12 protein-coding genes are annotated in these 12,427 nt (G+C 66.8%); 4 read left to right on the top strand and 8 right to left on the bottom strand.

Annotated elements, in window-relative coordinates; translation table 11 throughout:
* Positions 1-229: 229 nt before the first annotated feature.
* The 5 genes from ACT541_RS19140 to ACT541_RS19120 are packed head-to-tail and all read right to left on the bottom strand — an operon-like array spanning position 230 to position 4,509.
* Complete coding sequence (locus ACT541_RS19140) at positions 230-577, bottom strand: DUF6867 family protein (protein ID WP_476138838.1); 348 nt, start codon at positions 575-577, stop codon at positions 230-232.
* A 17-nt stretch (positions 578-594) separates the two neighbouring features.
* A complete protein-coding gene (locus ACT541_RS19135) occupies positions 595-1,320 on the bottom strand; it encodes an ABC transporter ATP-binding protein (RefSeq protein ID WP_476138718.1) in 726 nt (241 codons plus the stop codon).
* Positions 1,317-2,228 carry an ABC transporter ATP-binding protein gene (locus tag ACT541_RS19130; RefSeq protein ID WP_476138716.1) on the bottom strand — a complete coding sequence of 304 codons (912 nt, stop codon included), beginning with the start codon at positions 2,226-2,228 and terminating at the stop codon, positions 1,317-1,319. The genes ACT541_RS19135 and ACT541_RS19130 overlap by 4 nt, the downstream gene beginning before the upstream one ends.
* Positions 2,228-3,589: a high-affinity branched-chain amino acid ABC transporter permease LivM gene (gene livM, locus ACT541_RS19125; protein WP_476138714.1), complete on the bottom strand. Its 1,362-nt coding sequence runs from the start codon at positions 3,587-3,589 to the stop codon at positions 2,228-2,230. The genes ACT541_RS19130 and livM overlap by 1 nt, the downstream gene beginning before the upstream one ends.
* A gap of 2 nt (positions 3,590-3,591) precedes the next feature.
* Positions 3,592-4,509, bottom strand: coding sequence for an ABC transporter permease subunit (locus ACT541_RS19120; RefSeq protein WP_476138712.1), 918 nt, complete (start codon positions 4,507-4,509; stop codon positions 3,592-3,594).
* A gap of 525 nt (positions 4,510-5,034) precedes the next feature.
* Between ACT541_RS19120 and ACT541_RS19115 the strand changes: the two genes are divergently transcribed.
* Entirely contained in the window at positions 5,035-5,577 is a 543-nt protein-coding gene (locus ACT541_RS19115) for a flavin reductase (RefSeq protein ID WP_476138710.1), read from the top strand.
* A 169-nt stretch (positions 5,578-5,746) separates the two neighbouring features.
* The gene (locus tag ACT541_RS19110; protein ID WP_476138708.1) at positions 5,747-6,076 is read left to right on the top strand and encodes a c-type cytochrome; all 330 of its coding nucleotides are present in this window, start codon (positions 5,747-5,749) and stop codon (positions 6,074-6,076) included.
* 15 nt (positions 6,077-6,091) lie between these two features.
* Here ACT541_RS19110 and ACT541_RS19105 read toward each other — a convergent pair whose 3' ends face one another.
* The 3 genes from ACT541_RS19105 to groES form a co-directional block, all read right to left on the bottom strand.
* On the bottom strand, positions 6,092-7,705 hold the full coding sequence (locus ACT541_RS19105; RefSeq protein ID WP_476138706.1) for a multicopper oxidase domain-containing protein: 1,614 nt from the start codon (positions 7,703-7,705) through the stop codon (positions 6,092-6,094).
* A 311-nt stretch (positions 7,706-8,016) separates the two neighbouring features.
* Complete coding sequence (gene groL / locus ACT541_RS19100; protein ID WP_476138704.1) at positions 8,017-9,651, bottom strand: chaperonin GroEL; 1,635 nt, start codon at positions 9,649-9,651, stop codon at positions 8,017-8,019.
* Between the two features lie 65 nt (positions 9,652-9,716).
* Complete coding sequence (gene groES / locus ACT541_RS19095) at positions 9,717-10,004, bottom strand: co-chaperone GroES (protein ID WP_476138702.1); 288 nt, start codon at positions 10,002-10,004, stop codon at positions 9,717-9,719.
* 410 nt (positions 10,005-10,414) lie between these two features.
* Here groES and ACT541_RS19090 point away from each other — a divergent pair, with 410 nt between their 5' ends.
* Both ACT541_RS19090 and ACT541_RS19085 read left to right on the top strand, forming a co-directional pair.
* Positions 10,415-10,696 (top strand): usg protein, encoded by a 282-nt coding sequence (locus ACT541_RS19090; protein WP_476138700.1) that lies wholly within the window; start codon positions 10,415-10,417, stop codon positions 10,694-10,696.
* Between the two features lie 361 nt (positions 10,697-11,057).
* Positions 11,058-12,427 (top strand): methyl-accepting chemotaxis protein (locus ACT541_RS19085; RefSeq protein ID WP_476138698.1); only part of this gene is annotated, 1,370 nt, incomplete at its 3' end.

Genomic DNA, 12,427 nt, shown 5'->3' with positions numbered 1-12,427 from the left:
GCTTTCCGGTGGCACACTCTCCAACGCTTCCGCGTCGTTGTCATCCCCTTTCTTGCGCAATATTTGGTCGCATGAAGCACCCGCCGCATCATTGTGCAGTGCGAAACGATTCGCATCTGGCGCGGAAACGGCCGCAAACAGCTTTTCCGTCGTTCGACCGAGGTCGAACGACGGTAACCATGTTCGGAAATGCTGCCACCGCGTATGCGACGACTTCACGACGCCGCGATCAGGCGCGGTCCTTCCAGAAGAAGGGGCCGTCGGCGACGTGGAGCCAGCGGTACTTGTCGATCATCTGACCGACACGGGTGATGCGATAGCCGATCGATCCGATGATCTGCACCACGATCGTGTCGACCACGTAATAGTGGAGCGACAGGAGCGTGCCGCCGAACAGCGCGAAGTGGATGAACCGCACCGCCGCTCCCAGGATCAGCAGATAGGCGAAGAGGTATCCGGTCGACCGCCAGGTCGAAGCCATGGCGCGGCCGGTCATCCAGGCGGCCCACCCGCCCATCACGCAGGTGACGAGCAGGAAGAGCCAGATCGAGGGTTCCTCGTGGAGAATGCCCTGCAACATCGTTCGGTCCTCGATCAGTGATGACCGCCTTCGAGATAGGCGGCGCGGACTTCGGGGCTGGCCAGCAGTTCGGCGCCGGTTCCGCTCATGGTGATGGAGCCGTTGACCATCACGTATCCGCGATGGGCGAGCTTCAGGGCGTGGAAGGCGTTCTGTTCGACGAGGAACACCGTCAGGCCCTCGGAGCGGTTGAGCTCGGCGATGGCGTCGAAGATGCCCTTGACCACCAGCGGCGCGAGACCGAGCGAGGGCTCGTCGAGCAGCAGCATCTTCGGCCGCGACATCAGGGCGCGGGCGATCGCCAGCATCTGCTGCTCGCCGCCCGACAGCGTGCCGCCGCGTTGGGAGATGCGCTCCTTGAGGCGCGGGAACAGGGCGAAGACCTTCTCGAGATCCTCGTCCATGTGGGCGAAGCCGTCGATCGCCGCGCCCATCTGCAGGTTCTCGAGCACCGTCATGCGCGGGAAGATGCGACGCCCTTCCGGCGACTGGGCGATGCGCATGCGCGCGATCTCGTGCGTCGGCGTCCGCGTGATGTCGGTGCCGGCGTAGGTGATCTTGCCGGCGCGGGCCCGCGGGCTGCCGAAGATCGTCATCATCAGCGTCGACTTGCCGGCGCCGTTGGCGCCGATCAGGGTGACGATCTCGCCTTCGTGGACGTCCATGTCCACGCCCTTCAGCGCGATGATGTTGCCGTAGAACGTCTGGACGCCACGGACGGAGAGGAGGGGTTCGCTCACGACGCCACCTCCGCTTCGGCTTCCTCGACCTCGTCGTCGGCGACGCCGAGGTAGGCCGCGATGACCTTGGGATCGTTCTTCACCTCGTCCGGCGTGCCGTCGGAGATCTTGGTGCCGTAGTCGAGCACCACCACGTGGTCGGAGATTTCCATGACCACGGACATGTCGTGTTCGATGAGCAAGACGGACGTGCCTTCGTCGACTCGAATGGAACGCAGCAGCTTGTTGAGCTCGAGGCTCTCGCGCGGATTGAGGCCGGCGGCCGGCTCGTCCAGGCACAGGAGCACCGGGTCGGTGCACATGGCGCGGGCGATCTCGAGCCGGCGCTGGTCGCCGTAGGGCAGGTCGCCGGCGGGGTCGTCGGCGCGATCGGTGAGGCCGATCTTCTCCAGCCAGTACTTGGCCCTGTCGACCGAGGCGCTCGACGCGCGGCGATAGTTCGGCAGGCCGAAGATGCCGGCGATCGAGAAGATCGACGCCGCCATCAGCGGGTTGTGCTGGGCGACCAGCAGGTTCTCCAGAACCGTCATGCCCTGGAACAGGCGGATGTTCTGGAAGGTGCGGGCGACCTTGGCGTTGGCGGAGACCTCGAAGTCGGGCATCCGCTCGAGCAGCCACAGCGAGGAACCGCCCTTCGACCACTTGCGCCCGGGGGCGCGGGTGGCGGCGGGGAGTTCCGACCAGATCGACTGCTCGCCGTGGCGCAGCGCGATGCGGCCCTCGGTCGGCTTGTAGAAGCCGGTGATGCAGTTGAAGACGGTGGTCTTGCCGGCGCCGTTGGGGCCGATGAGGGCGGTGATGTCGCCCTCGCCGACGGTGAAGGAGAGGTCGTTGATCGCGACCAGGCCGCCGAAGCGCATGGTCAGGTGCTCGACCTCGAGCAGGGGTTGGGTCTGCCAGCGGGCCATCAGCCGTGACCCTCCGAGACGTGGGAACCGGACACGGTCTTGCGTTCCTTCAGGAAGGCGGTGGGCTCGCGGGTCGAGACGAGACCGCGCGGCTTCCAGAGCATGATGATCACCATGGCGGCACCGAACAGCAGCATGCGGTACTGCGTCGGGTCGAAGTCGTTGCCGAACACGATCTTCAGGAAGTCGAGTTCGCGCATGATCTCGAAGCCGCCGACCAGCGCCACCGAGGCGATGACGACGCCCCACAGCGAGCCCATGCCGCCGAGGACGACGATCGCCAGGATCTGCGCCGATTCCATGAAGGAGAAGCTCTCGGGCGAGATGAAGCCCTGGCGGGCGGCGAAGAACGAGCCGGCGAAGCCGCCGAACATCGCGCCGGTGGCGAAGGCGGAGAGCTTGGTCAGCGTCGTGTTGATGCCGAGCGAGCGGCAGGCGATCTCGTCCTCGCGCAGCGCTTCCCAGGCCCGGCCGATCGGCAGGCGACGCAGCCGCGTCGTGACGAAGGCGGTGAGCAGCGCCAGGAGGAGGATCAGGTAGTAGAGGAAGATCGTTCGGTGATTGGGCGTGAACTCGAGCCCGAAGGTCGCCGCGAACCCGCTGTCGGAGGCATTGAAGGGAATGCCGAACAGGGTGGGCCGCGGAATGCCCGAGATGCCCGCGTAGCCGCCGGAGAAGTCCACCCAGTTGATCAGGATCAGGCGGATGATCTCACCGAAGGCCAGCGTGACGATGGCCAGATAGTCGCCGCGCAGGCGCAGCACCGGGAAGCCCAGGATGATGCCCCAGAACGAGGCGAGGATGCCGGCGAGCGGCAGCAGCACCCAGAAGGACAGGCCGAAGCTCTTGGCCAGCAGCGCGTAGGAATAGGCGCCGACGGCGTAGAAGGCGACGTAGCCGAGGTCGAGCAGACCGGCCAGACCCACCACCACGTTCAGGCCCCAGCCGAGCATGATGTAGATCAGGATCTGGATGCCGTAGTTGTCGACGTATTTGGCGATGTTGCCGCCACCGGCGACGAAGAAGACGATCGCCGGGAAGGCGAAGAGGAAGCCGATGAAGACCGGGCCGGCGCCGGAGGCGATGATCGGCGGGACGATCATCGGCTTGGACGGCTTCTTCGGGCGGTTCCAGACGAAGAGCGTCAGCAGGAGACGGGCGCCGACGATGACGCCGACGAGCGCGGCGAGCAGCGGCCAGCGCGTCTCGAGGATCAGCTTGTGCTCCATGTTCTGCACCGTCACCAGGCCGATGAACGGCCCGAGGATGGCGACGAGAACGAGAGCGGTGACGAGCGCGTCCTTCAGGGCGGCGCCCCAGGGGATGGCCGGGGCGGCGGGGGAGGAGGTCGTGTCGGTCATGATCACACCTTCTCCACTTCGGGTTTGCCGAGGATGCCCTGGGGCATGAAGATCAGCACCACCACCAGGATCGAGAAGGCGGCGACGTCCTTGTAGTCGATCGTGAAGTAGGCCGACCAGAAGACCTCGATCAGGCCGATCAGCAGACCGCCGATGACGGCGCCGGGCAGCGAGCCGATGCCGCCGAGCACCGCGGCGGTGAAGGCCTTCACGCCGGGGGTGAAGCCGTCGGAGAAGCTCACCACGCCGTAGTAGACCATGTACATGACGCCGGCGACCGCGGCGAGGGCGGCGCCCATGACGAAGGTCAGCGAGATCGTCTTGTCGACGTCGATGCCGAGGAGCGAGGCCATCTTGCGGTCCTGCTCGCAGGCGCGCTGGGCGCGGCCGAGCGGCGTCTTCTGGACGAGATACCAGAAGCCGGCCAGCAGGACGGCCGTCACCACCCAGATCATCAGCTGCTTGTAGGAGATGGTGACGTCGTAGGTCGGCGACTTCACCAGCGTGATCACGTCGGTCAGCATCGGCTGCACCGGCTTGTTGCGCGGGCCCTGGGCGACCTGGACGAAGTTCGACAGGAAGATCGACATGCCGATGGCGCTGATCAGGGGTGCGAGACGGAAGGAGCCTCGAAGCGGCCGGTAGGCCACCCGTTCGATCGCCCAGTTCCAGACGGACGTCAGGACCATGGCGACGATCAGACAGATGAACAGCACCACGGCGATCGACCCGATCCCCGCCCACAAGGTGAGGGCGAGAAATGTGATCACGGCGATGAACGCCGACACCATGAACACGTCGCCGTGGGCGAAGTTCACCATGCCGATGATGCCGAAGACCATGGTATAACCGATGGCGATCAATCCGTAGATCGATCCCAGGGTTATCCCGTTGATGAGTTGTTGCAGAAAAACTTCCATCGGGGACAGACGCTCCCATCGAGGTCCGGACAGGTCGGAACGCGACCAGTGTCGGAATGCCGCAAGGCACTCAAGTTGCTGCCCGGCGATTGGGCATGCCCCAAAACCGCCGGCTTCGTGGGATGCACCTTAAGATGAGACAATTCGCGCCGTCAAATCCCCTCGGTAAAAGTTTTTTCATCCGGATTCGATCGCTTCGCCGGATGGATTTTCCGATTTCTGGTTGTATGCGATATATGCGAGAACCTGCGTTCCATGCATGGCTCCATTGCTCGCAGGCGCTGGCGGGCGCGGCCACGAGGCCGAATGCACAGGAATCGTACGACGAAGGTCGCGGATCGTTTTTTCATCTTCCGCCCCGAAGGCGCAGGAACAATGGCCATCCGGTCAATTCCGTAGTCCGAGCCACGGTGCCGCGGCGCGGCCATCGTCCACGCCTTAGGAGTTTCTATATTGTGCCGTGAGACGATGGAGCTTCGAAGTCACCGCCAGGGGCGGGGCGGGGAACGCGAAGGACGAGGACGGATGCAGGCTCTCCAGAAGATCATCGACGCCCCGGCGGCACCGACGGCCGAGGCGGTCGACGGGCCGGACTATCGCGAAGCGATGAGCCGCATCGCCGGTGCCGTGCACGTCATCGCCACCGACGGTCCGGGCGGGCGCGGCGGAGCGACGATGACCGCCGTCGCCTCGGTCACCGATGCACCGCCGACCCTGCTGATCTGCCTCAACCGTTCCGGTCGGCTCAACGCGTTGCTGCGCCAGAACGGCGTCTTTTCGGTCAACACGCTGGTTTCGGGCGCCGAGGATCTCGCCGGCGTCTTCGCCGGCGTCGGCGGCATCGACCATGCCGATCGTTTCTCGACCGGCACCTGGGCGACCGCGGTGACCGGCGCGCCGCTGCTGACGAGCGCCCGCGCCGCCTTCGACTGCCGCATCACCGAGGCGACCGACGTCGGTTCGCACACGGTGTTCCTGGGCGTCGTCGAGGCGGTTCGGCTGGGTCCGAAGGAGCCGGCGCTGCTCTATCTCGACCGCGCCTATCGCAGCGTCCCGACGCTCGACTGAGGGCATCCGCGCGAGGCACGGACGGGCCACCTTCCCCCGCGAGGAGAGAAGGGAAGGGGTGCCGTGCTCCGGACGGACGCGAGGGGGCGTCGGAGACCCTCCGTCGCGAGGCGAATTGCCGGTTTTCGCGAATCGGTCCATCCCGAGAGTGCCCTCGGGGAACCTTTCCATGATTCAGCGCCTCGTCTTCGCCGCCGCCCTCTTCGCCGGTCTTTCCACCGGCATCGCATCGGCGGGCGAACGCGAGACGATCGCCCGTGGCGCCCGCATCGCGCGCCATGCCTGCGCGGCCTGTCACGCGATCGGGGCGGCCGGCGACAGCCCGAAGGCCGAGGCGCCGCGGTTTCGCGAGCTCGGGCGCAAATATCCGGTCGAGAGCCTCGAGGAGGCGCTGGCGGAGGGCGTCGTCGTCGGCCATCCCGGCATGCCGCAGGTCAAGATGACGGCCCGCGAGATCGAGGCCTTCATCGCCTGGCTGAAGACCATCCAGACGCCGTGACGGTCGCCTTCGCGCTCATCCGACGGTGAAGGCGCCCATCATGCCGCCGTCCTCGTGCTCGAGCAGGTGGCAGTGGTAGACGAAGGGCGCCGAGGCATCGGCCTTGCGGCGGAAGGTCACCAGGATCTCGGCGCTGTTGTCGACGAGGATGGTGTCCTTGGCACCGCCGTTCCACAGTTTCGCCCGTTCGCCGTCTTCGCTCAGCACGCGGAAATGTGCGCCGTGGAGATGGAACGGATGTGCCATCTCCGGCGAGACGATCTCCCAGATCTCGGTGGCGCCGAGGGTGACCTTCTCGTCGATTCGGCCCATGGCGAAGGACTTGCCGTTGATCGTCAGCTTGGGCGCGGGCAGGGCATCGGCCACCGGCTGGTCGCCGCCGCCGTGGCCTTCATGACCTGCGTGGCCTTCGACCGGATGCATCATGTGCTGGGCGTGACCGGGCATGCTCATGGCGGTCTCTGCGCCGGGCACGACGCGCAGCTCGAAGCGGCGGCGGGGGAGGCCGATGGTCGACTCCGGCAGGGCGGCGAGCGCCGCCAGCGCCTTCGGCACGGTATGTGCGGCGACCGAATCGGGCTTCACCTCGAAATCGAGCACCTTGGTCGGCTGGGCGAGCACGTCGGGCAGGTTCATCACCTCGCGGCCGGCGCGGTGCTCGTGGGTGTCGGGATCGGTCATCAGCGGCGAGGCGCCGGCGGTGAAGTCGACCAGGATCTCGGCGCGCTCGCCCGGCGCCAGCGGCAGGAACGACAGTTCCACCGGCGCGGCGAGGAAGCCGCCGTCGCCGGCGATCAGACGGAAGGTCCGGCGATCGTCGAAGGCGAGGCGGAAGGTGCGGGCGCCGGAGGCGTTGAGAAGGCGCAGGCGCACCAGCCGCTCGGGCACGCGCGCGCGCGCCTCGGCGACGCCGTTGACGATCAGGGAGCGGCCGCGGAAGCCGTGTTCGAGCGCCGCGGCGAGCGGCGGCAGCACGGGCTTGCCGTCGGCGTCGAAGTCGCGGTCCTGCAGGACCAGCGGCAGGTCGTCGACGCCCCAGGTCGAGGGCAGGCCGAGGGCGGCGGACTTGTCGTCCTCGACGATCAGCAGACCGGCGAGGCCGTCGTGGACGTCGCGGGTCGTCGAGCCGTGGACATGGGCGTGGTACCACAGCGTCGCGGCGGGCTGGTCGACGGCGAGGCTCGCCTCCCAGGTCTCGCCGGGGGCGATGCCGGGGTGGGTGCCGCCGTCGAAGCGGCCTTCGACCAGCAGGCCGTGCCAATGGACGTTGGTCGGACGGTCGAGCCGGTTGACGAGGTGGACGCGGGCGGTCGTGCCGCGCCTCAGGCGCAGCGCCGGGCCCATGTAGGTGCCGCCGTAGCCGATCGCGGCGACGGGCTTGTCCTTGACGAAGGCATGGGTCGCGGGCTGGGCCACGAGGTCGTAGACGGCGGAGGCGCCGACGTCGACGAGGGGCGGGTAGGGGATCTGCACGCCGGGCTGGGCGGCGGCGGCCTTCTTCGCGCTCTGCGCCTGCTTCTTGGCGGCGACGGCGGTGCCGAACGGGGCGAGGAGCCCGAGGGCGGCGCCGGTCAGCAGGGCACGTCGAGAAAGGCGCGAGACGACCATCGGCAGCGGTTCCATCGGCATGAGACGAAGACCGGCACCGGCCGGGACATCGGCGGTGTCGCGGCGCGATGCGGCGGAATCGAGGCAGTCGTGTGGCGAAGGGGAGGCGGGCGGCCCGGGTCGAGTGCGCCAAGCGGCTGTTTTCCGCGCGGGAATGGCCTCTCCCCGACCTTCGTCACGACGATCACGAACGCGAAAGAGGCGGCCCGAAGGCCGCCTCTCGCGAAGTCCGACAGGGCGAATCGCCCCGGTATCCGGAATGGCCTTCCGATCTCTCCTGCGCCGGCGCCGATCCGAAAAGTCTGCAACTCTTCGGGCGCTGGCGCAGTGGATCAGAAGTCCATCCCGCCCATGCCGCCGGCCGGCATGGCCGGAGCGGCGTCCTTCTTGGGCTTGTCGGCGATCATCGCCTCGGTGGTGATCAGCAGGCCGGCGACGGAAGCCGCGTCCTGCAGGGCGCAGCGCACGACCTTGGCCGGATCGATCACGCCGAAGGCGAACATGTCGCCGTACTTGCCGGTCTGGGCGTTCCAGCCGAAGGCCGGATCGGTGTTCTCGAGGATCTTGCCGACCACGATCGAGCCGTCGTCGCCGGCGTTGAAGGCGATCTGACGGGCCGGCGCGGTGATCGCCTTGCGGACGATGTCGACGCCGGTCTTCTGGTCGGCGTTGGCGAACTCGACGTGATCGAGCGCGGGGAGGGCGCGCAGCAGGGCGACGCCGCCGCCCGGCAGGATGCCTTCCTCGACCGCCGCGCGGGTGGCGTGCATGGCGTCGTCGACGCGGTCCTTCTTCTCCTTGACCTCGACCTCGGTGGCGCCGCCGACGCGGATCACCGCGACGCCGCCCGCGAGCTTGGCGAGACGCTCCTGGAGTTTCTCGCGGTCGTAGTCGGAGGTGGTCTCCTCGACCTGCGCCTTGATCTGGGCGACGCGGGCCTCGATCTCGGCCTTGGCGCCGACGCCGTCGACGATCGTGGTGTTCTCCTTCTCGATCACCACCTTCTTGGCGCGGCCGAGCATGTCGAGCGTCACGGTCTCGAGCTTGATGCCGAGGTCTTCCGACACGACCTGACCGCCGGTCAGGATGGCGATGTCCTCGAGCATGGCCTTGCGGCGATCACCGAAGCCCGGAGCCTTCACCGCCGCGACCTTGAGGCCGCCGCGCAGCTTGTTGACGACCAGCGTCGCCAGAGCCTCGCCCTCGACGTCCTCGGCGACGATGACCAGCGGACGGCCGGTCTGCACGACCGCCTCGAGCACCGGCAGCATGGCCTGGAGGTTCGACAGCTTCTTCTCGTGGATGAGGATGTAGGGGTCCTCGAGCTCGGCGCGCATCTTCTCCGTGTTGGTCACGAAGTAGGGCGAGAGATAGCCGCGATCGAACTGCATGCCCTCGACGACGTCGAGCTCGGTGACGGCGGTCTTGGCCTCTTCCACCGTGATGACGCCCTCGTTGCCGACCTTCTGCATCGCCTGGGCGAGGAAGGCGCCGATCTCGGTGTCGCCGTTGGCGGAGATGGTGCCGACCTGGGCGATCTCCTCGTTGGAGGTCACCTTCTTGGCGCGCTTCTCGAGATCCTTGACGATGGCGGCGACCGCGAGGTCGATGCCGCGCTTCAGGTCCATCGGGTTCATGCCGGCGGTCACCGCCTTGGCACCTTCCTTGACGATGGCCTGGGCGAGAACGGTGGCGGTGGTGGTGCCGTCACCGGCGAGGTCGTTGGTCTTCGAGGCCACTTCGCGCACCATCTGGGCGCCCATGTTCTCGAACTTGTCCTCGAGCTCGATCTCCTTGGCGACGGTGACGCCGTCCTTGGTGATGCGGGGCGCACCGTAGGACTTCTCGATGACGACGTTGCGGCCCTTGGGGCCGAGGGTGACCTTCACCGCATTGGCGAGGATGTCGACGCCGCGCAGCATCTTCTCGCGCGCATCGATGGAAAACTTGACGTCCTTGGCAGCCATTTCGGTCTACTCCGGGTGGAAGGGGAAACTGATGTCGAGGGAGCGGAACTGTCCCCGGGTGTGGTTCAGGCCACGATCCCGAGAATGTCGCTCTCCTTCATGATCAGGAGGTCCTGACCGTCGATCTTGACCTCGGTGCCGGACCACTTGCCGAAGAGCACCTTGTCGCCGGCCTTCACCTCGAGGGCGACGAGGGCGCCCTTCTCGTCACGGGCACCGGGGCCGACGGCGACGACTTCGCCTTCCTGCGGCTTTTCCTTGGCGGTGTCCGGGATGATGATGCCGCCGGCGGTCTTCTGCTCGGCTTCGATGCGCTTGACCACGACGCGGTCGTGCAGCGGACGGAACTTCATGGATCTCATCCTCCGATCGGGACAGAGAGTTTGTTTCGGGACCCTGCGGGGCTCCCGTCAGGCCGGTCCGTTCTGCTCACGGAATGAACACCATCTGCCGGAGAGCGGGGCACGGAGCCGGTGCGGCTCATCTGGGCAGTGCCGTCGTCGGCTTCAAGAGGGAGGCCGAAAAAATTTGGCACTCCGCGATCGGGAGTGCCAGCGGCGCGGTACGGGCGGTCGAGACGGGCGCTTCCGGCGAACCGAGAGGCGTCGGTGAGACGGTGCGATCGACAAATCCGAACGCTCTGGCAGCACTCTCGCCGAACTGCTGCCAAGTGTATGATTTCAAACACTATTAACTGGTATCGGCGTTGCATGGAAGAGGGGGCGACGTTCTGTCCGCGTCGCCGCAGCGAGGAGGGTCCACCATGCCGCAACCGATCGTCGACGATGCCTTCCGCCGTCAGCTGGAAGGCTATTCGCTCACCACCGCCCACATTCTCTACCGGATGCCCGATCGTCCGCTCCTGCTGCAGAGCTACGTCTGGCAGGACTACGACGTGGCACCGACGTTTCCCGAACTCGAGAAGTTCCTCGACTTCTGGGAGCGTGAACTCGACGGGCCGATCCATTCGGTCGAAGTGGCCCACGCCAAGATGATCGCCGCGGCCGAATGGAAACGCGTCGACGGGATCTTCCGCCTGCATTGACGCCCGAACGGTCCGCGGCGCGGGCCGATGTCGGTCGTTCGATTCCGCCCGGCGGCCCCCCGCCGGGCGGTCGCACGTCGGCACTCCCGTTCGACCGGCGACGCGGACACGACTCGCAATTCCTGAAATATCAAGAAACATTCTGTGAAGTTATACTATCAGTATTGTTCGCGAATTTCGAGAAATCTGGCTCCCTCTTTTGAGAAAAACCATCCCATTAAGGCCTCGTTAACGACACTCACGGATTGTCGATGGCCGGGAAAGCACGTCAACGGGCCGAAATTCTGTCGAACCACATGCGGTTCATCGGGGTGGTGTGGCCCGGAGCGGGGGATTCGTCATGTCGTTCAAGAACTGGCCCATGATCTGGAAAGTCGTCAGTCTGCTGTTGCTGCTCGGCGGCGTCAGCCTGACCGGCGCCTACTATGCGACGTCGAAGTTGATCGACATCGACAAGTCCTATTCCGATCTCCTCGATCACGACGCGAGCGCCATCACCAAGCTCGCCCGGGCCGTGCGCTTCATCCGCACCTACGAGGCGGGCGTCTATCGGAACATCGTCGCGACCACCGACGAGGGCAACCGCGCGGCGATCAGCATGCAGGAGGGGGCGTTGAAGGAGGGGCAGGAGCAGGTCGCGATGGCGATCAAGCTGCTGCCGGCCGATGCGAGCGCCATCGAGGCCGTCGACCGCATGGTCAAGGAAGCGACGAACGGCCCGTGCCGCCAGGTCGTCAAGATCGCCAACGAGAGCACGACGATCGAGGGCAACTCCAAGGCCGGCATGCTGATGGAGACGGAATGCCGACCGGCCCTCGGCAAGGCGATCGAGGCGTTCAGTACCTTCAATGCCAAGCTGTCCGTCCGAATCGAGAAGGAGAGCGCCGAAGCGACGGCCTCGTCGCTGTCGACCTTCCGCTGGACGCTCGGGGTGATCGCCGCCGCGATCGTCGGCGTGCTCGGTCTCGCCGTGCTCGCCGTCCGCAACGGTCTGGTCGCGCCGCTCCTCGCGTCGATGAACGGCATGGGCGCGCTCGGTCGCGGCGAACTGCAGGTGGTGATCACCGGCGCCGACCGGCGCGACGAGATCGGCGCCATGGCCAAGTCCCTAGAAGTGCTGCGCGATCAGCTCCAGGCCGCCGAACGCGCGCGTCAGGAACAGGCGGCGCGGGAAGAGAACGAGCGCCGTCTGCTCGCTCGCCGCGAGAGGCTCGCCGGCGATTTCGTCGGCCGCATGCAGAGTCTCGCCGCCAGCTTCACCCAGTCGTCGGGCGAGATGGCGGATGCCGCCAAGAACCTCTCGGCCACCGCCGAGGAGACCTCGCGGCAGGCCCAGGCCGTCGCCGCGGCGGCGGAAGAGGCCGCCTCCAACGTCCAGACGGTGTCGGCCGCGTCCGAAGAACTCGCCGCCTCGGTGCGCGAGATCGGCGGGCAGGTCGGCCACTCGGCGCAGGTCGCCGACACCGCCTACGGCGAGGCCGAGACCTCGAACGCCCGCATCGGCCAGCTCGCCACGGCGGCCGCGGCGATCGGTGACGTCGTCAACCTGATCCGCGACATCGCCGGACAGACCAACCTCCTCGCCCTCAACGCCACGATCGAGGCGGCGCGCGCCGGCGAGGCGGGCAAGGGCTTCGCCGTCGTCGCGGCGGAAGTGAAGCAGCTCGCCGACCAGACCTCCAAGGCGACCGGCGACATCGGCGCCAAGGTGCTGGAGATCCAGAAGGCGAC

It is taken from the genome of Pinisolibacter sp. DMC100 (assembly GCF_056313705.1).
This window is presented reverse-complemented; position numbering and strand designations above follow the sequence as displayed.